The sequence below is a fragment of the Phenylobacterium aquaticum genome (assembly GCF_947378715.1).
GTDB classification, from domain to species: Bacteria; Pseudomonadota; Alphaproteobacteria; order Caulobacterales; family Caulobacteraceae; genus Phenylobacterium; species Phenylobacterium aquaticum_A.
Genome location: NZ_CANCLE010000048.1, coordinates 1 through 25,045 on the forward strand (window position 1 = coordinate 1; position 25,045 = coordinate 25,045).

Here is a 25,045-nt window from a genome sequence, read left to right on the forward strand (position 1 = left end):
GGGGCGCCGGATCATGCGGCCGCCGGGGTCTGGAGATCGAGCACGGCCGTGCGGATCAGCTCCGCGAGGCGCGCGATGGTGGGATGCGGCTTGGCCCGCACGTGGCGCACATAGGCGACGCCGGGCAGGTCGGGCAGGCTGGCCGCCTCGGCCTCGCCGAGCCGCCGCGTGCTGAAGAGCTCGGTTCGGCAGGTGATGCCCAGGCCCGAGTTCACGGCGGCGCGCAGGACCGACAGGCTGGGGGTCTCCAGCACCACCCGATAGGGACGCCCCGACGCGTCGAGCGCCGACAGCGCCGCGTCGCGGAACCGGCAGGGGCGTTCGAGCACGGCGATCGGCAGGACCTCCTGCGCCAGCAGGGCGTCATCCCCCAGCCAGATGGTCGGCGCCGTGCGGATCGCGGCCTGGTCGTCGCTGGCCCCCATGCAGAGCACGATATCGAGACGGTCGGTGTTCAGCAGGTCGATCAGCTCCTGGGAGCCGCCGACCCGGATCTGCAGCTGGGCGTCGGGGTTCAGCTGGGCGAACTGCGACAGCACCCCCGACAGCAGGGTTTCGGCGAAGTCCTGGACGAGACCCACCCGAGCCGGGCCGGCCAGGGCGTCGCCGGTGACCGCCGCCACCGCGCGGTCATTCATCGCCAGGATGTCGCGCGCAAAGGCCAGCAGGGTCTCGCCGGTGGGGGTCAGGACCAGCCGGCGGCCGTCGCGGTGGAACAGCGGCGTCTGCACCGTCTCCTCCAGGCGCTTCATCTGCAGGCTGAGGGCCGACTGGGTGACGAACACCCGCTCCGTCGCCCGCAGCATGGAGCCGGAGTCGACGATCGCGGCAAAGCTGCGCAGCAGCTCGGTGGGTAGATTCACGGCCATACGGGCATGTCCAACTATGAGAACCTCTAATGGGTCGCTTCAAGATAACTCTATTGAGTTGATAGGAATTAGAAGGCTTTCTCCGGAAAGGCAAAGCGCAATTTTCCTTGGCGCGCAAAGGCTCGGAGGTCTTGCAGTGTCCCTATTGACGATAGATAGAAAACCTATCGGACCGAGACTGCCCCGCCTTCAGTTGAGCCGGGCGCGGTGGCTGTCGCCCGTCCTGCTGTTGCTGCTGTGGGAACTGGGCTCGCGCACCGTGGCCATTCCGCCCCGGATCCTGGCCGCGCCCTCGACCGTGCTGGCCACCCTGTGGGAGATGACGATCAGCGGCGAGCTGCCGCGCAATCTGGTGGTCTCGCTGGCGCGAGCCTCGGCGGGTCTCGCCATCGGCCTGATCGTCGGCGTGACGCTCGCCCTGGCGGCCGGTCTGTCCCGGCAGGGCGAGACCGCCATCGACCCGCTGATGCAGATCAAGCGCACCATCCCCAGTCTCGCGCTTACCCCCCTGTTCATCGTCTGGTTCGGCATCGGCGAGGCGCCGAAGATCACCCTGATCGCGGTGGGGACCACCTTCCCGATCTACCTGAACCTGTTCGCTGGCGTGCGCGGCGTCGACGCCCGGCTGATAGAGGCGGCCCGCAGCTTCGGCCTCAAGGGTCTGGACCTGATCCTCCATGTGATCCTGCCGGGCGCCCTGCCCTCGTTCCTGGTCGGCCTGCGCTACGCCATGGGCGTAGCCCTGCTGGTGCTGGTGGTCGCCGAGCAGATCAACGCCCAGGCGGGCCTGGGCTATCTGATCAACAACGCCCGCGACTTCATGCGCACCGACATCATCGTCGTCTGCCTGATCGTCTACGCCGCCCTGGGGCTCGCCGCCGACCAGATCGTGCGCAGCCTCGAGACCCGGGCGCTCGCCTGGCGTCCTTCCTTCATCACGTCCTGAATCTCGGAAAGGCCGACCCCGTGTCGCAACCCCTCCACGTCACCCCGCACCCGCCAGCCGCCTCGCCCCCACCGGCGGTCCGGATCCGCGACTTCACGCGGCGCTTCGGCCAGACCACCGTCCTGCGTGACCTGGACATCGACATCGGCCAGGGCGAGTTCGTCGCCTTGCTGGGCCGCAGCGGGTCGGGCAAGACCACCCTGCTGCGCACCCTGGCGGGCCTGGATCCGGCTGACGGCCAGACGGTGGTCACGCCGGCGGCCAAGGCCATCGTCTTCCAGGACCCGCGGCTGCTGCCCTGGAAGACGGTCTGGCGCAATGTCGCCCTGGGCCTGTCCGGCGCCAATGTCCGCGACCGCGCCGAGGCGGCCCTGGCTGAGGTGCAGCTGAGCCACCGGCTCGACGCCTGGCCTGCGACGCTGTCCGGCGGCGAGGCCCAGCGCGTGGCCCTGGCCCGGGCCCTGGTCCGCGAACCTGGCCTGCTGCTGCTCGACGAGCCCTTCGCCGCGCTCGACGCCCTGACCCGCATCCGCATGCATGGCCTGGTCCTGGCCCTGTGGCGCAAGCACACCCCGGCCGTCCTGCTGGTCACCCACGACGTGGACGAGGCCATCACCCTGGCCGACCGGGTGCTGGTGCTGAACGAGGGCCGCATCGCGGCCGAGGAGCGGATCGACCTGCCCCGGCCCCGTGACCCCGACGCCGCCTTCCACGCCATCCGCACCCGGCTGCTCGGCCATCTGGGCGTTGAGGTTCCGGTCCGAAGACCGGCGCCGACCGAGGGCGCCCTGGTCGCCTTTCCGAGCGGGGAGATGGTGGCGTGAACCCTTCAGCCCTGCGCGCCGTCACGGCGCCCGCCCAACCCGACCTCGACCTGATCCTGCCGCAGCTGACCGAAGCCTTCGCGGCCACGGCCGCCGACCATGACCGCGACGCCAGCTTCCCGTTCGAGAACTTCCAGGCCCTGCATCGTCACGGCCTCATGGCCCTGACCGCGCCCGCGCGGCTGGGCGGGCTGGAGGCGGACCTGCCCACCACCTTGCGAGTGATCCAGGCTGTGGCCCGGGGCGAGCCGGCCACGGCCCTGGTCCTGCTGATGCAGTACCTGTTCCATGCCTCGCTTGAGGGCCGCGGCGGCTTCACCGAGGCGCTCAAGGTCCAGGTGGTGCGCGACGCCATCGCCGACGGCGCCTTGATCAACGCCCTTCGGGTCGAGCCCGAGCTCGGCACCCCGGCCCGGGGCGGCCTGCCTGCCACGGTCGCGCGCCGCACAGCCGAGGGCTGGAGCCTGTCGGGCCGCAAGATCTATTCGACCGGCTCTCCGGCCCTGACCTGGATGATCGTCTGGGCCCGGACCGACGAGGCGACGCCCCGGGTGGGCGGCTTCCTGGTGCACAAGGACGCGCCCGGTCGGCGGATCGAGGAGACCTGGGACCACACCGGCCTACGCGCCTCCGGCAGCCACGACGTGGTGTTCGAGAACACCCCGATCCCGGCCCATCACGCCCTGGACCCCAAGCCGCCGGGCGCGCCGCAGGCGCCCGACCCGGCCATGGCGGTGTGGTCGCCGGTGCTGACGGCGGCGATCTATGACGCGGTGGCCCATGCGGCCCGCGACTGGTTCGTCCGCTGGCTGATCGCGCGCAAGCCGGCCAATCTGGGCGCCTCGCTCTCGACCTTGCCCCGGTTCCAGGAGCTGGTCGGCGAGATCGACGGCCTGCTGCTGCAGAACAAGGTGCTGCTCGACGGCGCCGCTGCCGGCCGGCTGGGCCCGGCCCAGGGGGGACTGGTCAAGCATCTGGTCACCGAGAACGCCATCGCCGCCGTGGAGAAGGCGATCGCCGCCTCCGGCAATCCCGGACTGTCGCGGCACAATCCGCTGCAGCGCCACTATCGCGACGTGCTCTGCGGCCGCATCCATACGCCCCAGGCCGACATGGTGCTGACCGGCGCCGGCAAGGCCGCCTTCGCCAGTCTGGCGGCGGCCGATCCGGCGGTGACCCGTCTGGCGGAAGACTGACCATGGGTCGGATCATCGTCGCCAGCCAGCTGAACGAGACCTTCAACACCGCCTTCGCCGAACGGCTGTCGGAGGTGGAGATCGTCGGCGTGCCACCCGGACCGCCGTCGGGCCTGCCGCGCGAGACCGAGGTGCTGATCGCCGCGCCCTTCCGCAAGGCTGGCGGATTCCTGCCCCTGCGGCCGCCGCCCGGCTGGCCGTTCGACGTCAAGTGGGTGCAGCTGGTCTCGGTCGGCATCGACTTCTATCCGGACTGGCTGTTCGAGGGGCCGGTGGTCACCTCGGCGCGCGGCGCGTCCGCCGTGGCCCTGGCCGAGTTCGCGCTCGCCGCCATCTTCGCCCAGGCCAAGCGCCTGCCGGAGATCTGGATCGACAGGCTCGAGCAGTGGGCGCCGATGCCGATCAGCCTGGTCGCCGGCCGCACCCTGGGCCTGGTGGGCTTCGGCTCCATTGGCGAGGCCCTGGCGCCCCGGGCCCGCGCCCTGGGCCTGAACGTCCTGGCCGTGCGGCGGTCCAGGACACCGATTGAGGAACCCGGCGTCGAGCAGCTGGACGACCTGGAGGAGCTGTTCGCCCGTTCGGACTATGTGGTGCTGGCCGCCCCGGCGACGCGCGAGACTGAGCGCTTGGTCAACGCCGCCTTGCTGGCCAAGGCCAAGCCCGGCCTGCACCTGATCAATATCGCCCGCGGCGTCCTGATCGATGACGACGCCCTGCTCGCGGCCCTGGATAGCGGTCGGGTGGCGCTCGCCAGCCTCGACGTCACCCATCCCGAGCCCCTGCCCCTCGACCACCGGTACTACAGCCATCCCAGGGTGCGGCTCTCGCCCCACACCTCGGTCCACACCCCCGACACCCGCCAGAACCTCGCCGCCCGGTTCGCCGAGAATCTCGCCCGCTTCCGCCAGGGCGCGCCCCTGGTCGACGTGGTCGACACCGCGCGCGGCTACTGACCCCCGGAGATATCCATGACCGTCCAACCCCTCGCCCGCCCTCACGGCCGCCCTGCGCCGCATCCCTCCAAGCTCGAAACCCTGCTGCCTGAGCGGACGACGGCTCAGCCCGCCACGATCCCTCAGCGCGCGACGGTCGAGGAGGAGCGCCTGCACCGCAAGCAGCGGCTGGCCGCCGGCTATCGGCTGTTCGCCCGCAACGGCTTCGACATGGGCGGCGCCGGCCACATCACCGCCCGCGACCCCGAGTTCCCCGACCAGTTCTGGGTCAATCCGGCAGGCGTACATTTCAGCCGGATCACGGTTTCGGACCTGATGCTGGTCAGCCATGAGGGCGAGATCGTCCAGCCGCCGGCCCACGCCAAGCCACGCCTGAACCGCGCCGCCTTCGCCATCCATTCGGAACTGCACAAGGCCCGCCCGGACGTGGTCGCCGCCGCCCATTCCCATTCGCTCTATGGCAAGGCCTGGTCGGCGCTCGGCCGCCTGCTCGATCCGATCACCCAGGACTCGGCCGCCTTCTATGACGACCACGCGCTGTTCACGGAGTTCTCCGGCGTGGTGCTCGACACCAGCGAGGGCGAAAAGATCGCCGAGGCGCTGGGCCATCGCAAGGCGGTGATCCTGCAGAACCACGGCCTGCTCACCGTCGCCCATTCGGTCGAGGCCGCCGTCTGGCGTTACCTCGCCATGGAGAATGCCTGCCAGGCCCAATTGCTGGCCGAGGCCGCCGGCCAGACCCGGCCCATGCAGCACCACATCGCCAAGCTGACCGCTGGCCAGATGGGCAGCGAGATCGGCGGAATCTACGCCTTCGAACCCTACTGGGACGTGGTGTCCGAGGAAGAACCGGACCTGTTCGACTGATGGGCTCGATAATCGATGTCTCCCGGCGCGGCGTGCTCCTGGGCGCTGCGGCCCTGGCCGCCTGCGCGCCCCGCGCCAAGAGCCCCGGCGCGGGCGTCACTTTGCGGGTGGGGACCTACAAGGGCGGCGTGCAGAACCTGCTGCCGGCGGCGGGCCTCGCCGACACGCCCTACAAGGTCGCCTATTCCGAGTTCGCGGGCGGCAACCTGATCACCGAGGCGATCAGCGCGCGGGCGATCGACATCGGGTCCATGAGCGAGATCCCGCCGATCTTCGCGGCGGGCAAGGCGCCGCTGCTGCGGTTGGCCGCCGTCCAGCGGGCTGACGTCAATTCCCAGGTGGTGCTGGTTCCTGACGGCTCGGCGATCCGCACCGGCGCGGACCTGAAGGGCCGGCGGGTGGGCTTCGTGAAGGCCACCACCTCGCATTACTTCCTGCTGCGGCTGCTGGCCGAGAGCCGGCTGACCTTCGCCGACATCCAGCCCGTGGCCTTGAGCCCCCAGGATGGTCTGGCCGCCTTCGGGCGCGGGGCGATCGACGCCTGGGTGATCTATGGGGTGCAGGGCAATATCGCGCGGGCCCGGCTCAACGCGCGGGTCCTGACCACGGGACTGGGCCGACTGTCGGGCAATTTCGTGCATGCGGCGCTCAGCGAGGCCCTGGATGACGCCGCGCGCCGCGCGGCGATCGTCGACTATCTGGGCCGGCTGCAGAAGGCCTACCAGTGGGGCGAGGCCAACGCCGAGACCTGGGCCGCCGCCCAGTCCAAGGCCACCGGCGTGCCGGCCGAAATCTATCTGCAGCAACACCGGGAGCGCAGCGGCCCGACCCAGCTGGGGCCGGTGACCGAAGAGGCGATCGCCTCCCAACAGCAGGTCGCGGACACCTTCGCCAAGGCCGGCGTCATTCCCGCCGCCGCCGATGTGCGACCGTTGTGGACGACCACCCTGGATGCTGATCTGAAATCGATCTCATTTCTACAGTAAATATTCGCCTTGATCATCGCTTCGATGACTCATCTCGATAATAGTTATGCTGCGCAAGACGATAAATAATGTCGATTGTTACGGGCATGCCCGTGCGGTTCATGGCCTCAACTAAACACGGGGATAGACCATGAAATATTCAATCACTACGAGCCGACGCGATATTCAAAAGCGCGCGATGCTCACCGCCGCCTCCACGCTCACGCTGTTGACTTCGGTCGGCCAGGCCTGGGCTGCCGACGCCGCTGCGGACTCGGCCACGGTGGAGGAGCTGGTGGTCACCGCCGAGCGGCGGGAGACCAACCTGCAAGCGACGCCGATCGCCATCTCGGCCTTTGCCGCCCAGAGCCTCGCCGACCGCAAGATCGACAACATCCGCGACCTGGCCGGCCAGATTCCGAACCTGTCGATCGGGCGGGTGACCATCAGCCACACGACCCAGACCTATTCCCTGCGCGGCGTCGGAGAGAGCGATCCGATCCAGGAACCGGTGCTCGCCGTCTATGTCGACGACGTCTACATCCCCCGCCAGATCGGCTCGATGGTCGAGTTCAACGATCTGGAGCGGATCGAGGTGCTGCGCGGGCCGCAGGGCACGCTCTATGGCCGCAATTCCAGCGCCGGCGCCCTGCGGATCATCACCCGCGACCCGGGTCGCGATGTCCGGCTGAAGGCCGAGGTGGGGGCGGGAAACTATGGCGCCCTCGACGTCCGCGCCCTAGCCGAAGGACCGCTCAGCGACACCCTGTCGGGAAGCCTGTCCTATATCCACCACCAGCGCGACGGGGTGACCGAGGACCCGACGCTCGGCCACGACGTCAACCGCATCAATCTGGACGCCTATCGCGGCAAGCTGCGCTGGACGCCTACGGATCGCCTCGACGCCCAGTTCACCTTGAACGCCCTGCGCGACCGCTCCGACAGCCGATCCTATATCCCGGTGCGCCAGCCGGGCGGCGGCTTCGACCCCCAGAAATCCTATTCCGAGGTCGAGCCCAAGCAGGACCTCGACCAGATCTCCGGTTCGCTACGGATCAAATACAAGCTGACCGACAAGCTCGAACTGAAGTCCATCAGCGCCTATGGCGGCTTCGACCTCAACCCCGTCGCCTATGACAATGACGGCGAGGCGGCGCTGATCCAGAAGAACCTGATCCACTACAATGACCAGTACGCCACCCAGGAACTGCAGCTGAACGGCGACTATGGCCGGGCGACCTTCACCACCGGCCTGTTCTATCTGCATGAGCGCTTCTTCGTGCAGCGCGACGGCTACAGCCGCAGGAACGCCCTGGCGACCAATCCCGCCGTCACCCCCGCCAACTACAACTTCCTGCGCGCCCACAATGTCACCGACACCGACGCCTATGCGGTGTTCGGCGAGGCGACCTGGTCCCTGACCGACCGGCTGAAGCTGACCACCGGCCTGCGCTGGACCAATGAGGACAAGACCTTCACCTTCGACAACGGGGTGTTGAACCTGGCCGGCCAGGTCACCGCCCAATCGATCAAGGGCCAGGCCAGCAAGACCTGGGCGGCGATCACCCCCAAGCTGTCGGTGCAGTATCAGTGGACGTCTGACGTCCTCGGCTATCTGACCTATTCCAAGGGCTTCAAGTCGGGCGGCTTCGACAACCGCGCCACCCGGCTCGACCTCGCCACCCTGCCCTTCGCGCCGGAAGAGGTGATCACCTACGAAGGCGGGCTGAAGAGCGAGCTGTTTGACCGCCGGCTGCGCGCCAATCTGGCGGCCTTCTACAACGACTATCAGAACCTGCAGGTCTCGTTCTACGACCCCGCCTATGTCGGCAGTCGGCGCGGCAACGCCGGCCAGGCCCACAGCTATGGGGTCGAGCTGGAGACCGACGCCGCCCTCACCGACAACCTCGCGGCCCAGGTCTCCGCCGGCTACCTGTTCGCGGTCTATGACGAATACAAGGGCGCGGGCGGGGCCGGCGTCAACGCCGACGGCCACCGCCTGACCAACTCCCCGCGCTGGAACCTGTCGGGTGGGCTGAACTGGACCGTGCCGCTGAACATCCCGGGCTCCCTGCGCCTGGGGCTGAACGCCCAGTGGCAGAGCTCGATCGTCACCAGCGCCACCCCGGCGGCGGGCGGCCAGAACCTGATCCCGGCCCAGGGCTTCCTCAACGCGGTCGCCACCTGGACCGCACCCGATCCGCATTGGCAGGTGGTGCTGTCGGGGCGCAACCTGCTGGACTCTGACAAGCCGGTCAGCTCGACCTACACCCCGAGCACCGGGGTCTATTATCTGAACTTCCCCGATCCTCGGACCGTCCTCGTCACCATCCGGTACGCCCTATGACCCAGCCGCCCAACCTCCCGCGCCTACGCGACTTCGTGCTCAACCTGGCCGGACTGCTCGACGCCACGGACGAGGAAGCCCGGGTGCTGGAGGCGGGCGGCGCCCTTCTGAAGGATCTGGTGTCCCACGACGACTGGCTGCCGGAGGAATATGCGGTCCCCGACCCGGCCCGCTATCGCCAGTACCTGCTGCATTGCGACAGCCTGCAACGGTTCTCGGTGGTCAGCTTCGTCTGGGGGCCGGGCCAGGCCACGCCGGTCCATGACCATACCGTCTGGGGGCTGGTGGGCGTGCTGCGCGGGGCCGAGTTGTCCCAGGCCTATGAGGTCGCGCCCGGCCGGCTCACCCCGATCGGCAAGGCCCATCGCCTGTCCCCGGGCGAAGTCGAGGCGGTCTCTCCCACGGTCGGCGACGTCCACCAGGTCGCCAACGCCCATGACGACCGGACCTCGGTCTCGATCCATGTCTATGGGGCCAATATCGGGGCGGTCAGCCGCCACACCTTTGGTCCTACGGGCGAGCCCAAGACCTTCATCTCCGGCTATTCCAACACCCACGTCCCCAATCTCTGGGACGCCTCGCAAAAGACCGCGTCATGATTTCCGAGACCGCCCCGGCCGATGTCCGCCTGGCCTGGATCACCCGCCAGGAAATCGCCCTGATCGACCTGCGCGAGGAGGACCCCTTCGCCAAGGACCACCCGCTGTTCGCCAGCCAGCTGCCGCTCAGCCGGCTGGAGCTGGAGATCCTCGACCGGGTTCCCCGCCGCGACACCAAGATCGTGCTCTATGACAACGGTGAGGGGCTGGTTGCCCGCGCGGCGGAACGCCTGGCCCGCCTGGGCTACCGCGCGGTGACCGCCCTGGCCGGCGGGCTGGAAGGCTGGCGCCGCGCCGGTCTGGAGCTGTTCCAGGACGTCAATTCGGCCAGCAAGGCGTTCGGCGAACTGGTGGAGTCGCGGCGGCATACGCCGTCGGTGCCGGCCCCCGACGCCAAGGCCCTGATCGAGACCGAGCCGAACCTGGTGGTGCTCGACGCCCGTCGGTTCGAGGAATACCAGACCATGAGCATCCCGCGCGGGGTCAGCGTGCCCGGCGCCGAACTGGTGCTCCGCGCCCGCGAGATCGCGCCGGATCCCTCGACCACCATCATCGTCAACTGCGCCGGCCGCACGCGCAGCATCATCGGGGCCCAGTCCCTGATCAATGCCGGCCTGCCCAACAAGGTCTACGCCCTGCGCAACGGCACCATTGGCTGGACCCTGGCCGGCCAGGACCTGGAGCATGGGCGCGACGGGCGCTTCCCCCAGACCTCTCCCGACCGCGAGACCGAGGCGCGCCAGTCCGCCCGCGCCGTCTCCTACCGGGCAGGCGTCAAGCACATCGATCCGCGTGGGCTGGACATCCTGGGCCGCGACGCGGGCCGCACCCTCTATCGCTTCGACGTCCGCACGCCGGAGGAATACGCCGCCGGCCATATACCCGGCTTCCGCTCCGCCCCGGGCGGCCAGCTTGTGCAGGAGACCGACGTCTTCGCTCCGGTGCGCGGGGCCCGCATCGTGCTGGCCGACGACAAGGGCGCGCGGGCCGACATGAGCGCCTCCTGGCTCGCCCAGATGGGCTGGGAGGTCTACGTCCTCGATGGCGGCTTCGACCGGGACCTTGAGCCGGGCCCGTGGCGCCCCACGCGCCCCCCCCTGCCGGACGCTCCCAGCCTGACGGCGGCGGAGCTGATCGCCGGCGGTGGGGACCTGATCGTCATCGATGTCGCCACCAGCGCCCAGCACCGCAAGGGCCATGTCCCGGGCGCCTGGTTCGCCGTGCGCGCCAGCCTCGCCCAGGCCCTGATCGTCCTGCCGGAAGGCCTGGACATCGTCTTCACCTCGCCCGATGGCGACCTCGCCCGCCTGGCCGCGGCTGACTTCGCGCCACTGACCCGCCAGCGGGTCTCGGCGCTCGCGGGCGGCACGGCGGCCTGGATCGCCGCCGGCGGCCCGCTTGAGACCGGCCTGCCCAAGGCGGCGACCTTCGTCGATGACATCTATCGCCGGCCCTATGAGGGCACGGACAACGCCGCCGAGGCCATGCAGGCCTATCTCGACTGGGAATATGGCCTGGTCGACCAGCTGGCCCGCGACGGCGCCCACGGCTTCTATGTGATCTGAGCGCCTCTCGGAGACTCTGACCGATCAGGGCTCCTGATAGGCCGAATGAGAAGAACTCGCTGCCCCGTTTTAATTCCTAGTCGTATTGTCGTCTTTAAGCACAGACCGCGACCTAGGAGATTGGAATGCCTGTCGAATTCATCGGCTTCATCGGGGCTCAACACACCTCTGAAACCCATCCGCCCAAGGGCCCGGCCCTGGACGTCGACTATGTGGAGAAGGTCGCTAAGGCGCACGACGCCGGCGGCTTCGACCGCGCCTTGGTGGCCTTCGGCTCGACCTCGCCGGAGAGCATACTGGTGGTGGCCCACGCGGCGAGCGTCACTGAGAAACTGGGCTTCATGATCGCCCACCGCCCGGGCTTCACGGCGCCGACCATTGCGGCGCGCCAGCTGGCCACCCTGGACCATTTCAGCAAGGGCCGGATCGCGGTCCACATCATCACCGGCGGCTCGGACGCCGAGATGGCCAAGGACGGCGACCACACCAACAAGGCCGAGCGCTACGCTCGCACCGACGAGTATCTGGACATCGTCAAGCAGGAATGGACCAGCGCCAAGCCGTTTGACTACAAGGGAAATTACTACAACGTCATCCAGGGCTTCGGCTCGGTGAAGCCGCTGCAGCAGCCCCACATCCCGATCTATTTCGGCGGCTCGTCCGACGAAGCCATCCCGGTCGCCGGCAAGCACGCCGACATCTTCGCCCTGTGGGGCGAGACCCAGGCCCAGGTGCGCGAAACCATCGCCCGGGTCCGCGCCGCCGCCGCCAAGCACGGGCGCGACGTGAAGTTCTCGCTCTCCCTGCGCCCGGTCATCGCCGACACGGAAGACGCCGCCTGGAAGCGCGCCGACGACATCGTCGCCCGCACCCTGGAGGTCCGCAAGGCCGCCGGCCTGCCCACCGAGAACCACGCCCCGGTCAATGCCGGCTCGCAGCGCCTGCTGCAGGCCGCCGCCCAGGGCACGCGCCTGGACAAGCGCCTATGGACCGGCGTCGCCGCCGTCACCGGCGCCTCGGGCAACTCCACCGGTCTGGTCGGCACGCCGGACCAGGTGGCCGAGGCTTTGCTCGACTACTACGACTTGGGGGTCTCGACCTTCCTGATCCGCGGCTTCGATCCACTCGACGACGCCATCGGCTATGGCCGCGACCTGATCCCCCGGGTGCGCGAGCTGGTCGCCCAGCGCGACGCCCATCCGATCGCGGCGGCGGGCTGAGGGAGGCGGTCATGGCGGACGGCGCGCTCCAGGCTCACACTCCGGCGGACCTTGAGGTCTGCGACGTCGTCCGCCTGTGGCCGCCGGCCGATGCGGCGGTCTTCAAGGACGGGTTGGCCCGGCTGGCCTCCGGCGTGGCCGTGGTCGCCTGCTGGTCCGGCGACCAGCCGAGGGGGCTGCTGGTCAGCTCCCTGACCGGCCTGTCCACCGAGCCGCCCCGGGTGCTGTTCTGCATCCGCAAGGCGGCCTCGGCGCACGCAGCCCTGCTGGCCGCGCCCTCGATCAGCCTGTCCATCCTGGCGGCCGACCAGGGCGGCGAGGCGGCGCGGTTCTCCCGCGCCGATCTCGCCCATGAGCGGTTCGGGGACGGTTGGCGAACCTTGCCGCTGGAGCCGCCCGTGCTGAAGGACGCCCTGGTCTCGTTCTGCGGCCCGGTCCATTGCCGGATCGACGCCGGCAGCCACACCATCTTCGTCCTGGACATCAGTCAGGCGGCGGCTCGCGACGGCCAGCCCCTGGTCTATTTCGACCGACAGTTCGGCGATATCGCGGTGAAGGCTTAGGCCTTCGCCGCCTCCGCCCCGCGCCAGGCTCGCAGAAAATTGCCGCCCCAGATCTTGCCGACCTGGCCTTGCGAATAGCCCCGGCGCACCAGTTCCCGGGTGACCCCGAACGCCTCGCCGGCGTTGCGCCAGCCGGTCACCCCGCCGCCGTGGTTGAAGTCCGATCCCACCCCGACATGGTCGATGCCGATCCGCTTGACGGCATAGTCGATGGAGTCCGCCAGGTCGGCGACCGTGGCGTCGCGCAGCAGGCCGCCCAGCCTGTGGGTGTAGTCGGCGCGGACATCGGCCGGCAGGCCGGCGGCGCCATCCGCAGGTTTCACAAACGCCGCAGGCAGGCCCACCTCGGTGCGTAGCGCGCGGACCTTGTCGGCATAGTCGGCGCCCGGCCGCACCAGATAGCTCTTGAAGGCCACGATCTGCACGACTCCGCCCTTGGCGGCGATGGCGTCGAGCTCGCGGTCGGAGAGGTTGCGCGGAACATCCACCACGCCCCTGACGCCGGAATGGGTGGCCACCACCGGCGCGCGGCTCAGCGCCAGGGTCTGCAGCACCCCGTCCGGGGTCAGCTGCGAGACATCGATCAGCACGCCGAGCGCGTTGAGGCGACCCACCGCCGCCTTGCCCAGGGGCGACAGGCCTCCATGCTCCACGGCGGGCTCACCGCTCGGCCGGGAGGAATCGGCGAGGTCGTTATTGCCCGCATGGACGAAGCCCAGCACCCGAACACCGCGCGCGACGAAGCTGTCGATGGCTGAGAGATCGGTCCCCAGCGAATAGGCGTTGAGGAAGCTCGGGATCACCGCGACCTTGCCGGCCTTCCGGGCCGCCAGCACCTGGTCTGGCGAGAGTGCGAGCGCTGCACGCAGGGGATAGCGCTCGGCGATTCCGCGAATGGCGGCCAGCTTGGTCTCGGCCTGGACCCGGGCGGCGGCGAAGCCCTCGGGCGTCCTGGGGCCTTGGGGCACGAAGACCGCGAAGGCCGCCGCGCCCACCCCGCCCCGCTCCAGCTTGGGCAGATCGACCTGGGTGTCGCCATCGACCGCCGGATCATGCCCCCCGGTCCCGTAGTCGAGCGGGATATCCAGATGGCTGTCGAGCACCAGGGTCGCGGCGTGGATGCGCCGGGCGCGAGCCTCGAGATCGTCGGCCAGGGCCGGACTGGAGGCCCCGGCGGCGAGCCCCGCCAGGACAGCGCGGCGGTCAGTCAGGACGGGGTTCATCGGGCGGTTTCCAGGTTGAGCGCGCGGACCGCCTCCAGGATCGGCTCGGCCTCAGTGCGGACCAGCCAGTCGGGACTGACATCGACAAAGCCTACCACTCCGTCGGCGCCGATCACCACCACAGTCGGCTGGGGCAGCTCCCAAGTCCCGGTTCCGGTGGTGTCGCCGATGAAGCCGCCCTTGGCCCTGGCGGCGGCCTGATTGGCCGGGTCGGCGGTGTAGAGGACGCCGAAGCGGCGGCCGAGCGCATTGTTCCGGTCGGTGGCCACCTCGAAGCTGAGATCGTGCCGCCGCTTGATGTCGACCAACCGCTCCGGGACCTGCGGGCTCACCGCGACCAGCCGCGCACCCAGCGCCTTCAGGCCCGGCGCCAGGTGCTGCTCATAATAGGGCAAGGCGATATTGCAGGCCGGGCAACCGGCGAAGCGGAAGAAGATCAGCACCACCGGCCCGGTCAGGGTCAGGCTCTCCAGGGTGAGCGACTCCCCGTCGACTTCCTCCAGGGCGAAGGGCGCCAGGCGGTCGCCGGCCTTGACCCAGAGCGACGGGTCGGCGGTCTCCACCAGGATTCGCCTCTGGTCGACATTGAGCTTCAGCTGGGCAGGGTCCCAGGTCCGCTCGCGCTCGGCATGCAGGTCGGCGAGTCGTCGGCGAAGGGTTTCGGTCTGGGCCATGATGCTCTCCTGAAAATTGACCACGGCGCGCGGAGCCGCAGGCGAGACGAAGGACGTCAGGCGCCGAAACGGCGATGCAAAATTTCTGAATTCTGGCCGGAGGTTTTTCTATAGCACCGCGCCAAATCGAACCGATTAGCGCTCGAACGACCTGGGAAGCTGATCCGCGTCGGACGCACCGACGACCTCGACCCGGAACGCATATGGGTCATAGTCGGGCGAGGCGAGCCGATTTGACGGCGGTCTTGGGAGCGGACGCGGATGGCGATGACGGACAGGCGCACGCTGATGGCCCTTGCCGCCACAGCCCTGCTTCCCGCCGGGCTCGCGCGAGCCGCGATCAATCCGTCCGAGACGGACAATCTTGGCTTCACGCCGGATGAGCCGTTTCTGGCCCAGGCCCGCCGCCTGCTGGCCAAGGTCCCGGCGATCGATCTTCACGCCCACCCTGGCCGGACCTTCGGCCGTGGCGCGGTCGGCCTGTCGGCGGCCGCCGCCTCGATCATAGCCGGAGGGCCGTTCGAGGATCGGGCCATCGCCGACATGCGGGCCGGCGGGATTTCCGGGGCCAGCTTCGCCGCCGTCGCCGACCTGCAGATCCTGGACGCCAGGGGGACCGCGCTCGCGGCCACCCGGGAGTTCGCGCCCGGCGAGGCCCGCGCGACCTATGGGCGACAGATCGCCAATCTGAAGACCTATGTCGTGGCCGCTGGCGCGCAGCTGGTGCGCCAACCCTCCGACTTCACGACCTTCAAGCGGCGGGGCGAGATCGGCGCCCTGCTCGCCGTCGAGGGCGCGGACTTCCTGGCCGGTGACCTGTCTGGCCTCCGCGCCGCCTTCGACGACAGCGTCCGCTCCATCACCCTGGTGCACTACCACTCCAACGAACTGGGCGAGACCCAGACCGCGCCTGGCCCCAGTCAGGGCCTCACCGGCTTCGGACGCGATGTGGTCACGGAGATGGGACGCCTGGGCATGATCGTCGATGTGGCCCATGCCGCCGAGCCGGTGGTGCGGGGCGTGCTCGCGGCCACCGACCGACCCGTGATGTGCTCTCACACCTTCATCCTCGGCCACGGGACCAACAACGCGCGCTTCATCAGTGAAGCCCTGGCGCGGGAGATCGCCGCCCATGGCGGGGTGATCGGCGTCTGGCCGGCCGGCATCGGGGCCACGACCCTGAACGACTATGTCGACCGTATCTTCCAGCTGGCGGATGTGGTCGGGCCTGACCACGTCGCGCTCGGCACTGACATGGACGCCAACTACAGGCCGGTGATGACCAGCTATCGCCAGCTTCCCCTGGTGGTCTCCGAGCTGCTGCGCCGGGGCTATGGCGAGGGCCATGTCAGGGCCTTCCTGGGCGGGAACTTCCTGCGGGTCTTCAAGACCGTGTGGGCGGGACGCATCCGCTGAGCCCGCAGTTCTCCGCTTCGCCCCGCGCGCTGCTCGTCTAAGCTCCCTGCCCGGGTCGACAGAGCCCGGCACGACAGGATTCGGGAGCGGGACGATGGCGGGACGGGTAGCGGGCAAGGTGGCGCTGATCACAGGCGCGGCGTCAGGGATCGGGGCCGAGAGCGCGAGGCGGTTGGCGCGTGAGGGCGCATCGCTCGTCCTGACCGACATGGCGGCGGAAGCCGGGGCGGCGCTCGCCGCCGAAATCGGATCCCAGGCCCTGTTCATCGCCCATGACGTCACCGACGAGGCCGGCTGGGCGGCCGTGGTTCAAACCGCGCGCGGACGGTTCGGCCGCATCGACGTGCTGATCAACAGCGCCGGGGTGGCCAGCGAGGGCGGGCCCCTGCTGGAGATCAGCTTTGAATCCTGGCGGCGTATCCTGTCGATCAATCTCGACGGGACCTTCCTGGGCATGCGGGCGGTCGCGCCCGCGATGGTCGAGACCGGTGGCGGATCGATCATCAATCTGTCCTCGATCCTGGGAAAGGTCGGCCTGCCGGGGGCTCCGGCCTATTGCGCCTCGAAAGGCGGCGTGTTGATGCTGACCAAGTCGTCGGCGCTGGAGCTCGCGCCGCTGGGGGTGCGGGTCAATTCGGTGCATCCGGGGTTCATCGACACCCCGATGGTCGCGGGCGCCCTGCATGCAGCCGAGAACGGCAACGAGATGCGCGACATGTTGATCTCCCGCCACGCCCTGGGCCGGCTGGGTCTGCCCAGGGAGATCGCCGACGGGATCGTGTTCCTGGCCTCCGACGAATCCAGCTTCATGACCGGGGCGGAGCTGGTGATCGATGGCGGCTACACCGCCATCTGACCAGGGCGTCTGATCAGGCGTCCGCCATCTCGGCCGCGATGTGCCGCAGCGCTTTCTCGAACGCCGCCGCGGGCTGGCCGCCGGAGATCAGGTAGCGCTCGTTGATCACCACCGCCGGCACCGCCGATATGCCCTCCGAGCGCCACTTCCAGGCCGCCGCCCGCACGTCGTCGGCGTAGCGGCCGCTGGTCAGCACCTCGCGGGCCTCAGTCCCGTCCAGGCCTGCGGCCTCGGCGGCGGCGACCAGGTCGTCATGGTCGCTGGGATTGCGGCCGTGGGTGAAATAGGCGTCGAACAGGGCGCGCTTCAGGGCCGCCTGGCCGCCGACCACCCCGGCCCAGTGCAGCAGGCGATGGGCGTCGAAGGTGTTGTAGATTCGGCTCTGCGCGCCGGTGGTCATGGTGAAACCGACCTCGGCGGCGCGGGCGTGGATCGCCGCGCGATTGGCCGCCGACTGCTCCGCCGTCGCCCCGTACTTCTGGGCGACATGCTCGACGATGTTCTGGCCCTCGGCCGGCATGTCGGGATTGAGTTCGAAGGGTTGGAAATGGATGTCCGCCTGCACGAGATCGCCCATTCGCGCCAGGGCCTCCTCCAGCCCACCCAGGCCGATCACGCACCAGGGGCAGGATACGTCGGACACGAAGTCGATCTTCATGGGCTTGGGCAAGGCGGCGCATCCTCTTCAGCGGCCCCCCAATATAGTCGCCCGATCGCAGCTTGCATCCCCGGCGCCGATGAACGGCGGCTGACCCGCGCCTTCACCGCCGCCTCAGTCGCGTCGGCGCAGGGTCTCGTCTCATCCGCCACGCATCGGCGGAGGCGATCGACGAGGATTGTGATGACCAGCCCCAAGGCCTTGGCCTGGACGCTTCTGGACCGCACAGCCGCCATCCCGGCCCAGGTGGGCGAATGGGTGTCGCTCGATGCGGGCGGCATGCCGATCTATCGGATCGAGGCGCTCGAGGATGGCCAGGCCTGGCTGCGGGACGACACCCATGCCCAGCCCCAGCGCCTGCCGCTCAGCGGCTTCCGATGGAAGGCCACGGCCGACCTCGGCTGACCCGGCCAGGCTCACCCCATGCAGAAGGCGCAGAGCTTGTTGCCATCGAGATCGCGGAAATAGCTGAACCACCAGTCCGGGCCGCGCACACCCGGGGCGCCCTCATCGGTTCCGCCGAGCGCCAGGGCCTTGGCATGGAAGGCGTCGACCTCGGCGCGGCTGTCGAACTGGAAAGCGTTCATCGATCCGTTGCCGACGGTGGCGGGCCGGCCGTCAAAGGGACCGAGCACCGCGAAGTTCAGCGCGCCGTCCTTCCCATAGACCCGGCCGCCCGAGGGATGCTCGAACAGCGGGGTGATGCCGGCCACCGCCAGCAGCGCGTCATAGAAGACCTTGGCCTCGTCCAGTCGGTTCGATCCGACGGTGCAATAGGTCATGACGCCCATGTCGCAGCCCTTCCTGGACGGCTTCGGAAGGACGCAGCGGACCTTCGATCTGCGAATACGTCAAGGCGCTGGGCCGCGCCTCAGAGTCCCAACTCGCTCAGCCCTGGATGGTCCTGCGGCCGCACGCTCGCGCGGTCCCAGTGGAACAGGCGCTCGGCCTCGGCGATCGCGACGTCATTGATGCTGGCGTGACGCTCAGCCATCAGGCCGTCGGCGTCAAACGCCCAGTTCTCGTTGCCGTGGGACCGGAACCACTGACCCCGGGCGTCGCGCCACTCATAGACGAACCGCACGGCGATACGCTCACCCGCGAAGGCCCACAGCTCCTTGATCAGCCGGTAGTCCCGCTCCTTCGCCCACTTGGCGGCCAGGAAATCGGCGATCGCCGGGCGACCGGTGAGGAACAGATCGCGGTTCCGCCAGCGGCTGGCCTCCGTATAGGCCAGCGCCACCTTGGCGGGGTCACGGCCATTCCAGGCGTCCTCGGCGCGGCGCACCTTCGACAGGGCGCCTTCGCGATCGAAGGGCGGCAGGGGCGGTCGAGACTGGTCGCTCATGTCAGATGTCCTTTGGCGTCGCGAGCTGGTCGCGGAGCTGTTGATTTTCCACCTCGAGGGCGGCGAGCCGGGCTCGCAGGGGGGCGAGGGCGGGCTCGATCTCCCCGGCCGTGAAGCGCGGCGTGATATGCTGCGGGCAGTTCCAGTCGAAGGCCTCGAGCTTCAGCACGAAGGCCCGCTCCGGCCGGCCGCGATAGCCGGGCGTCGCCAGCTTCGCCGCCAGCTCCGGATCGGCGGAGAGCTCGCGGACCTCCATATGGGCCAGGATCTTCAGCCGCGCGCGATTAGGATAGTCGACCAGGATCAGCGACACCCGGTCATCGGCCGCCACATTGCCCAGGCTGATATACTGGCGGTTGCCTGAGAAGTCGGCGAAGGCCAGGGTCGTCTCGTCCAGCACCCGCAGAAAGCCCGCCGGCCCGCCGCGATGCTGCACATAGGGCCAGCCGCTCTCCGACACGCTGGCCAGGTAGAAGCTGTCGCGCGCCGCGATGAAGGCGGCTTCCGCCTCGGTGAAGCGGTTGAAGGCGCGGTCAGCGGTGAGGCTCTCCCAGACCTTGCGGCTGCCCTGGGTCGTCTGGGCGGCCTGGACCGCCGGGGTCGAGAGCAGATCGAGGAATGTGTAGGCCATGATGTCCTCCGCAAGGCTCCGGGCGACCTCCTGGGCCGCCCGGACAGAGACAGGATTACGCCGCTTCCGCCGTGCGCAGCACCGGGAAGTCGATCTCGGTTTCCGCGACATTGTTGAGGAAGTTGGTCAGGAAGTTCTCGGCCACGAGAGCCGTGATTTCGACGATCTGGGCATCGGTGAAGCCGGCGGCGCGAACCGTGGCGATATCGGCGTCGGCCACGTGACCACGGGCGCGGGCGATCTTGGCGGCGAAGGCCACGGCCGCGTCAGCCTTGGCATCGCCGGACCGGCCCTGACGCGCCAGCGAGATCTCACCGAGGTCCAGCTTGGCGAGGTTGGCGGCCAGATAGGCGTGAGCCGAGAGGCAATAGTCGCAGCCATTGACCTGGGCGACCGCGAGCGCAATCCGCTCCCGGGTCTTCACATCCAGGGCCTTGCCGAGCGCGCCACTGAGGCTGGTGAGGCCGGTCAAAGCCGCCGGGCTGAGGGCGGCGAGCTTGAACAGGTTCGGCACGACGCCCAGTTGCTTCTCGACCGCGTCGAGCAGGGGTTGGGAGGCGGCGGGGGCGGCGTCACGGGCGGGGAGAACAATACGGGACATGGGGGGCTCCAGGTTCAAGAGCCGGCGGCGCCGGCGGTGCTGAACATCTAGACCCGCCCCATTCCGATGATAATCCGCCAGATTGACAAGTCTTTATTGCTGTATCAGCAATAGTCTATGGATCGCCTCGACGCCCTGCGCGCCTTCGTGGCCGTCGCCACCCAGCAGAGCTTCGTGGAGGCGGCGCGCCGGCTGCGGCTGTCGCCCTCGGCCGTGACCCGAGGGGTCGCTCAGCTGGAGGACAGCCTCGGCCTGATGCTGTTCCATCGCACCACGCGGTCCGTCACCCTGACCGAGCGCGGCCGGATCTATCTGGAGGACTGCCGCCAGATCCTCGACGAGCTGGACCAGGCCGACCGCAGGGTGCGCGGCGAGGACGCCCAGCCGCGCGGCGAACTGGCCGTCGCCGCCCCGATCCTGTTCGGGCGCCTGCACATCCTGCCGATCGTCAACGGGCTGCTGGCCGAGCACCGCGACCTGTCCGTCCGGCTCAGCCTGTCGGACCGCAATGTGCAGCTGGCCGAGGAAGGGATCGATGTGGCGATCCGCATCGGCGAGCTCGCCGATTCCAGCCTGATCGCGCTGCGGCTCGGCGAGGTCACCCGGGTGCTGGTGGCCAGCCCGGCCTATCTCGCCGCGCGCGGCCGGCCGGCGGCTCCGGCCGAGCTGGCCGACCACGACCTGATCACCTTCGAGGGGATCGGCCCCGCCAGCGATTGGCGGCCCGGGGCCGGCCGGCAGGAGCCGCGCCTGTCGGTCAATAGCGCCGATGCGGCCCTGGCGGCGGCCGAAGCGGGCCTGGGGATCACGCGGGCGCTGAGCTATCAGGTCAAGGCCGGGGTTGAGGCCGGCCGGCTGGTCCCGGTTCTCCAGGCCTTCGCCCCGCCACCGATCCCGGTCAGCGCCCTGCACCCGGCCCGCCGTGTCGCCTCGGCCAATGTCGCCGCCTTCATGAGCGCCGCCCGCGCCCGGTTTCGCGCCCATCCCCTGACGCCGGTCGAAGCCTGGATGAAACTCTAGCTCATCGCCGCGGCGATCAGGGCCTGGGTCGTGGCTTGGAGCGGCGGCGCCCCCTCCTCGGCCATCCGCTGGATCAGGCCGATGAACAGCAGGTCGTTCTCCGGGTCGACCCAGAACCAGGTCCCGGCCGCGCCGTCCCACTGATAGGTCCCCTTGCCGACCCGCGATCCGGCGGCGGCGGGATCGTGGAACACCGCCCCGTCAAAGCCGTGGCCATAGCCGGGGCGGATCTGCTGCAGGCCCACGCCGTGCCCCGCGCCCAACAGCGCATCCGACAGGTGGTTGGCGGTCATCAGGGCGACTGCCTCGGGGCTGAGGATGCGGGCGCCGCCATAGACGCCCTGGTTCAGCAGCATCTGGGCGAAGCAGGCATAGTCGTCGATGGTCGAGAACAGCCCGCCGCCGCCGCCGGCCAGGGTCGGCGGCAAGGACGGATCGCCACGCCCCATGGGCCGCTCGACCACCGTCAGAGCCTGGCGCTTGGGGCTCTTGCGATAGAGGGTGGCCAGGCGCGGCAGCTTGGCGGCCGGTACGTGGAAGCCGGTGTCGACCATGCCGAGCGGCCCGAAGATGTGGGCCTGCATGAACTCCGGCAGGCTCTGGCCCGACAGTTTCTCGATGATCGCCCCCTGCAGGTCCATGGACAGGCTGTAGCGCCAGCGGCTTCCCGGCTGGTAGGCCAGCGGGGCCGTGGCGATCTTGCGCGAGAACTCCGCCAGGGATTTCGAGGTCCAGACCCCGGCGGCCATATAGGCCGCGTCGGTCGGATCGTCGGGATTGAACCCGTAGCCGAAGCCCGCCGTGTGGGTCAGCAGTTCGCGCAAGGTGGGCGCGTGAGCCGCCGGCTCAGTCCCCTCCCCGGTCCGGACGCGCACCCCCTCGAACTCTGGCAGGTGCTTGGCGATCGGATCGTCCGGCGACCACAGACCCCGGTCATGCAGGATCATCATCGCCACGCCGGTCACCGGCTTGGTCATGGAGAAGATGCGGAAGATGGTGTCCTGGGTCAGAGGCGCGCCGCTCGCCAGGTCCTTCACGCCCTGGACCGAACGATGGACGATGCGGCCATGGCGGGCGACCAGGGTCACCGCCCCGGCCAGCTCGCCCTGGGCGATCAGCTCGGCCAGGGCCTGGTCGGTCGCCCCCAGCCCTGCGGGGGAAAGGCCCACGCTCTGGGGATCCGCCGCGCTCAAAACCCGATCCATGCCGCCCTCGCCTGTTGTCTTGTCGTTGGGCCCAGCCAAGCCCGCGCCGGCGACCTTGGCAAGCCTTGGCGAGGCTCAGTGCGCGCCGGGCCCGCCGTCGCGCATCTCCGCCATGCGGGCGATGAACTCGGCGCGGTTGTTCTCCGACGGATAGGGTTCGGAGGGAACCGGCACGCCCAGGAAGGCGCAGAGCGGCGCCCAGCCCTGGCCGGCCTGATAGACCAGCAGGCGTTCCGGCGGGATCGCCGCCTTCACCGCCTCGGTATGGCGCACGAAGTAATCGGTCATGTAGGCGCGGTCGTTCAGGTGGGGCCGCAGTTCGCCGATGAAGCTGCCGAAGAAGGCCGCCATGGGCCCCTCGGTCTGGCTCGTGCCTGAGCCAGGTGCGAAGATCGTCGCCTGGGTGGACTCGAACCACTGATCCGGATCGCGCACGGTGTGCAGCACCTTGGCGTCGGGATAATAGGCCGCCAGCTCGCGCCAGTAGGCGGCGCCCGGATAGTCGACCATCGATCCATAGCCGGCGAAGATCGCGTCCCAGTTCGGCCGCCCCGCCCCCGCCTCCACCCAGAGGGCCATGCTCTCCGGATGAGCGAACACCTCGACCATGTGGTGACAGGGACCGACCCCCAGCATGTTCAGCGCCGTTTGCAGGGACTTGGTCCCCGTGCGGCCAAGTCCCGATCCAATAACCTTCAACGCCATGATCCGTCCCCCAAGCTTGGCCGGGAACCTAGCGGGCGGGTGAATTCCCAGCCAACCGATCGGGCATGCGGCCAGTTCGTCGTCAAAAATGTGCGCTTGCCATGGCGTCCACCGCGCCGTCACCCTCCACTGGTGTCAGGAGGACGCCTATGACCCGCCAGCCTGAACCGCCCAAGAGCAGGGCCCCTGCATGACCGGCGTCCTTGAGGCGGAGGTCGAGGCCATCTCTCTGTCCGCCGCGCCTGCGCCAATTGACGGCCGCCAGCGCTGGGGTCTGCTGATCTATGGCGGCCTGCTCCTGACCCTGGTCCAGTTCTCCGTGCCCTATGAAGGGCTGGTCGGCCTGCCGATCACCTTCTTCCTGAAGAACAAGCTGCACCTGGACGCCTCGGCCCTGGCCCAGTTCAACCTGATCGCCGGCATTCCACTGATGGTCGGCGTCCTGTTCGGCTTCCTGCGCGACACCTGGAGCCCCGGTGGGCGCGGCGACCGGGGCCACCTGATGGTGTTCGGGCTGGTGGGCGTGGCGGTCTATGCGGTCATGGCCCTTTTGCCGCCCAGCTACTTCGTCCTGCTCGGCGGGGTCCTGCTCGGCGCCTGCGGGGTCCAGATGCTGTGGAGCGCCGCGCGCGGCCTGGTGTCCGCCGCCGGTCAGCAGCAGGCGATCACTGGCCAGATGAGCACGGTGGTGAACGTCGCCAGCGCGATTCCGAGCCTCGTATCCTTCCTGCTGGGCGGGTTTCTCAGCGCCTATCTCGAGGGGCAGAATGCGGTCGCCGCCGCGCGGATCCTGTTCCTGCTGGGCGCGGCACTGATGGGCGCCATCGCCCTGTTCGGCCTGTTCGGACCCGCCCGCCTGTTCCAGTCCGCCGACACCGGCCCCCGGACCGCGACCCTGGCCGCCGACGCCCTGCGCCTGCTGCGCCACGCGCCCATCTATCCGGTGCTGCTGATCCAGCTGATCTGGCAATTCGCCCCAGCCACGGGGGCGGTGTTTCCCTATCACATGGGCAACGATCTGCACGCCAGCGACGCCCAGGTCGGCGCCTGGTACGCGATCTTCTTCGGGTCGTTCGCCCCGGTCTATCTGCTCTATGGCTGGCTCTGCCAGAGGTTCAGGCTGAAGACCCTCCTGTGGGTCGGCACCGTGCTGGCCGTGTTGCAAATGTCGCCTTTGCTGGTGATCAGGACGCCTCAAGGGGCGCTGATCGCGGCGGCGGTGATGGGGCTGATGGGCGGCGTCGCCCAGTCCGCCTACACCGACCTGGCCATCCGCTCCTGCCCCAAGGGGCTGCAGGGCGCGATGATGATGCTGTTCATGGCCATGTACTGGTTGACCGTGCGGTTTGGCGACGTGCTCGGCGCTTGGCTCTATGGCCGGGCCGGGGGCTTCAACTCGACCGTGCTGGTCTCGCTCGGCATCTATGCCCTGCTGCTGCCCTGCATGCTGCTGGTCCCCCGCCACCTGAGCGCGGCGCGGGATGGAGAGGTCGCCGCGGCCTGACGATCGAACCCGATTTCGGGTCAGTCGCATTTCCTCCTTGGAGGCGCCGCAACGGCATGAGGTTTAATGCCCAGCCTACGCCGAGCGGCGCGCCTTGATGACGCCGCAGGCAGGCGTTCGGGAGGAGTAAGCATGACCAAGCCGCCGATCGCCGCCAGTCCCGCTGGGATCGATGCGGACTGGATGACCCAGGCGCTGCGGGCGTCCGGCGCCATCACCGACTCCAAGGTCACCACCGTCACCGCCAAGCCGGTGGGCAATGGCCTGGTCGGCGACAGCTTCCGGTTCCA

General features: G+C 69.2%; 26 protein-coding genes. 16 read left to right on the top strand and 10 right to left on the bottom strand.

Annotation, left to right across the window (positions count from 1 at the left end; genetic code table 11):
• Positions 1–11 precede the first annotated feature (11 nt).
• A complete protein-coding gene (locus tag Q7P21_RS08450) occupies positions 12–869 on the bottom strand; it encodes a LysR substrate-binding domain-containing protein (protein WP_304176647.1) in 858 nt (285 codons plus the stop codon).
• 193 nt (positions 870–1,062) lie between these two features.
• On the opposite strand from Q7P21_RS08450, the gene Q7P21_RS08455 reads away from it, so the two are divergent.
• From Q7P21_RS08455 to Q7P21_RS08505, 11 genes are all read left to right on the top strand, one after another.
• A complete protein-coding gene (locus Q7P21_RS08455) occupies positions 1,063–1,815 on the top strand; it encodes an ABC transporter permease (protein WP_304170941.1) in 753 nt (250 codons plus the stop codon).
• A 20-nt stretch (positions 1,816–1,835) separates the two neighbouring features.
• The gene (locus Q7P21_RS08460; RefSeq protein WP_304176649.1) at positions 1,836–2,639 is read left to right on the top strand and encodes an ABC transporter ATP-binding protein; all 804 of its coding nucleotides are present in this window, start codon (positions 1,836–1,838) and stop codon (positions 2,637–2,639) included.
• The gene (locus Q7P21_RS08465) at positions 2,636–3,835 is read left to right on the top strand and encodes an acyl-CoA dehydrogenase family protein (RefSeq protein ID WP_304176652.1); all 1,200 of its coding nucleotides are present in this window, start codon (positions 2,636–2,638) and stop codon (positions 3,833–3,835) included. Before Q7P21_RS08460 ends, Q7P21_RS08465 begins: the two co-directional genes overlap by 4 nt.
• A gap of 2 nt (positions 3,836–3,837) precedes the next feature.
• Entirely contained in the window at positions 3,838–4,788 is a 951-nt protein-coding gene (locus tag Q7P21_RS08470; protein ID WP_304170938.1) for a D-isomer specific 2-hydroxyacid dehydrogenase family protein, read from the top strand.
• A 15-nt stretch (positions 4,789–4,803) separates the two neighbouring features.
• Positions 4,804–5,655 (top strand): class II aldolase/adducin family protein, encoded by an 852-nt coding sequence (locus tag Q7P21_RS08475; protein ID WP_304176655.1) that lies wholly within the window; start codon positions 4,804–4,806, stop codon positions 5,653–5,655.
• Positions 5,655–6,641: an ABC transporter substrate-binding protein gene (locus Q7P21_RS08480; protein WP_304176656.1), complete on the top strand. Its 987-nt coding sequence runs from the start codon at positions 5,655–5,657 to the stop codon at positions 6,639–6,641. The genes Q7P21_RS08475 and Q7P21_RS08480 overlap by 1 nt, the downstream gene beginning before the upstream one ends.
• A gap of 178 nt (positions 6,642–6,819) precedes the next feature.
• Positions 6,820–8,967: a TonB-dependent receptor gene (locus tag Q7P21_RS08485; RefSeq protein WP_304176659.1), complete on the top strand. Its 2,148-nt coding sequence runs from the start codon at positions 6,820–6,822 to the stop codon at positions 8,965–8,967.
• Complete coding sequence (locus Q7P21_RS08490) at positions 8,964–9,566, top strand: cysteine dioxygenase (protein WP_304176662.1); 603 nt, start codon at positions 8,964–8,966, stop codon at positions 9,564–9,566. The genes Q7P21_RS08485 and Q7P21_RS08490 overlap by 4 nt, the downstream gene beginning before the upstream one ends.
• The gene (locus Q7P21_RS08495; RefSeq protein WP_304176665.1) at positions 9,563–11,131 is read left to right on the top strand and encodes a rhodanese-like domain-containing protein; all 1,569 of its coding nucleotides are present in this window, start codon (positions 9,563–9,565) and stop codon (positions 11,129–11,131) included. The genes Q7P21_RS08490 and Q7P21_RS08495 overlap by 4 nt, the downstream gene beginning before the upstream one ends.
• Positions 11,132–11,256: 125 nt before the next feature.
• The gene (locus Q7P21_RS08500; protein ID WP_304168412.1) at positions 11,257–12,351 is read left to right on the top strand and encodes an LLM class flavin-dependent oxidoreductase; all 1,095 of its coding nucleotides are present in this window, start codon (positions 11,257–11,259) and stop codon (positions 12,349–12,351) included.
• An 11-nt stretch (positions 12,352–12,362) separates the two neighbouring features.
• Complete coding sequence (locus Q7P21_RS08505; RefSeq protein ID WP_304168409.1) at positions 12,363–12,914, top strand: flavin reductase family protein; 552 nt, start codon at positions 12,363–12,365, stop codon at positions 12,912–12,914.
• Here Q7P21_RS08505 and Q7P21_RS08510 read toward each other — a convergent pair.
• Positions 12,911–14,137 carry a dipeptidase gene (locus tag Q7P21_RS08510; protein WP_304176667.1) on the bottom strand — a complete coding sequence of 409 codons (1,227 nt, stop codon included), beginning with the start codon at positions 14,135–14,137 and terminating at the stop codon, positions 12,911–12,913. The two genes, Q7P21_RS08505 and Q7P21_RS08510, sit on opposite strands and share 4 nt — an antisense overlap.
• Positions 14,134–14,811, bottom strand: coding sequence for a peroxiredoxin-like family protein (locus Q7P21_RS08515; protein ID WP_304168405.1), 678 nt, complete (start codon positions 14,809–14,811; stop codon positions 14,134–14,136). Before Q7P21_RS08515 ends, Q7P21_RS08510 begins: the two co-directional genes overlap by 4 nt.
• Positions 14,812–15,072: 261 nt before the next feature.
• Between Q7P21_RS08515 and Q7P21_RS08520 the strand changes: the two genes are divergently transcribed.
• Complete coding sequence (locus Q7P21_RS08520) at positions 15,073–16,227, top strand: dipeptidase (RefSeq protein ID WP_304168401.1); 1,155 nt, start codon at positions 15,073–15,075, stop codon at positions 16,225–16,227.
• Between the two features lie 94 nt (positions 16,228–16,321).
• The gene (locus tag Q7P21_RS08525) at positions 16,322–17,083 is read left to right on the top strand and encodes a glucose 1-dehydrogenase (RefSeq protein WP_304168398.1); all 762 of its coding nucleotides are present in this window, start codon (positions 16,322–16,324) and stop codon (positions 17,081–17,083) included.
• A gap of 13 nt (positions 17,084–17,096) precedes the next feature.
• Here the strand turns inward: Q7P21_RS08525 and Q7P21_RS08530 are convergent, their stop codons facing one another.
• Positions 17,097–17,753, bottom strand: coding sequence for a DsbA family oxidoreductase (locus Q7P21_RS08530; protein ID WP_304168395.1), 657 nt, complete (start codon positions 17,751–17,753; stop codon positions 17,097–17,099).
• A 171-nt stretch (positions 17,754–17,924) separates the two neighbouring features.
• Here Q7P21_RS08530 and Q7P21_RS08535 point away from each other — a divergent pair, with 171 nt between their 5' ends.
• The gene (locus tag Q7P21_RS08535; protein WP_304168392.1) at positions 17,925–18,146 is read left to right on the top strand and encodes a hypothetical protein; all 222 of its coding nucleotides are present in this window, start codon (positions 17,925–17,927) and stop codon (positions 18,144–18,146) included.
• An 11-nt stretch (positions 18,147–18,157) separates the two neighbouring features.
• On the opposite strand, the gene Q7P21_RS08540 is transcribed toward Q7P21_RS08535, so the two are convergent.
• The 4 genes from Q7P21_RS08540 to Q7P21_RS08555 form a co-directional block, all read right to left on the bottom strand.
• Entirely contained in the window at positions 18,158–18,532 is a 375-nt protein-coding gene (locus Q7P21_RS08540) for a VOC family protein (protein WP_304168391.1), read from the bottom strand.
• A gap of 80 nt (positions 18,533–18,612) precedes the next feature.
• Positions 18,613–19,089, bottom strand: coding sequence for a nuclear transport factor 2 family protein (locus Q7P21_RS08545; RefSeq protein WP_304176670.1), 477 nt, complete (start codon positions 19,087–19,089; stop codon positions 18,613–18,615).
• 1 nt (position 19,090) lies between these two features.
• On the bottom strand, positions 19,091–19,720 hold the full coding sequence (locus Q7P21_RS08550; RefSeq protein WP_304168386.1) for a pyridoxamine 5'-phosphate oxidase family protein: 630 nt from the start codon (positions 19,718–19,720) through the stop codon (positions 19,091–19,093).
• Positions 19,721–19,775: 55 nt separating this feature from the next.
• On the bottom strand, positions 19,776–20,321 hold the full coding sequence (locus Q7P21_RS08555) for a carboxymuconolactone decarboxylase family protein (protein WP_304168383.1): 546 nt from the start codon (positions 20,319–20,321) through the stop codon (positions 19,776–19,778).
• Between the two features lie 117 nt (positions 20,322–20,438).
• On the opposite strand from Q7P21_RS08555, the gene Q7P21_RS08560 reads away from it, so the two are divergent.
• Positions 20,439–21,341, top strand: coding sequence for a LysR substrate-binding domain-containing protein (locus Q7P21_RS08560; RefSeq protein WP_304168380.1), 903 nt, complete (start codon positions 20,439–20,441; stop codon positions 21,339–21,341).
• Here Q7P21_RS08560 and Q7P21_RS08565 read toward each other — a convergent pair.
• Both Q7P21_RS08565 and Q7P21_RS08570 read right to left on the bottom strand, forming a co-directional pair.
• Positions 21,338–22,510, bottom strand: coding sequence for a serine hydrolase (locus Q7P21_RS08565; protein WP_304168377.1), 1,173 nt, complete (start codon positions 22,508–22,510; stop codon positions 21,338–21,340). The two genes, Q7P21_RS08560 and Q7P21_RS08565, sit on opposite strands and share 4 nt — an antisense overlap.
• 111 nt (positions 22,511–22,621) lie before the next feature.
• The gene (locus Q7P21_RS08570; protein WP_304168374.1) at positions 22,622–23,251 is read right to left on the bottom strand and encodes a sulfotransferase family protein; all 630 of its coding nucleotides are present in this window, start codon (positions 23,249–23,251) and stop codon (positions 22,622–22,624) included.
• A 190-nt stretch (positions 23,252–23,441) separates the two neighbouring features.
• On the opposite strand from Q7P21_RS08570, the gene Q7P21_RS08575 reads away from it, so the two are divergent.
• Positions 23,442–24,755, top strand: a complete 1,314-nt coding sequence (locus tag Q7P21_RS08575; RefSeq protein WP_304176672.1) for an MFS transporter — start codon at positions 23,442–23,444, stop codon at positions 24,753–24,755.
• The last annotated feature ends 290 nt before the right edge of the window (positions 24,756–25,045 follow it).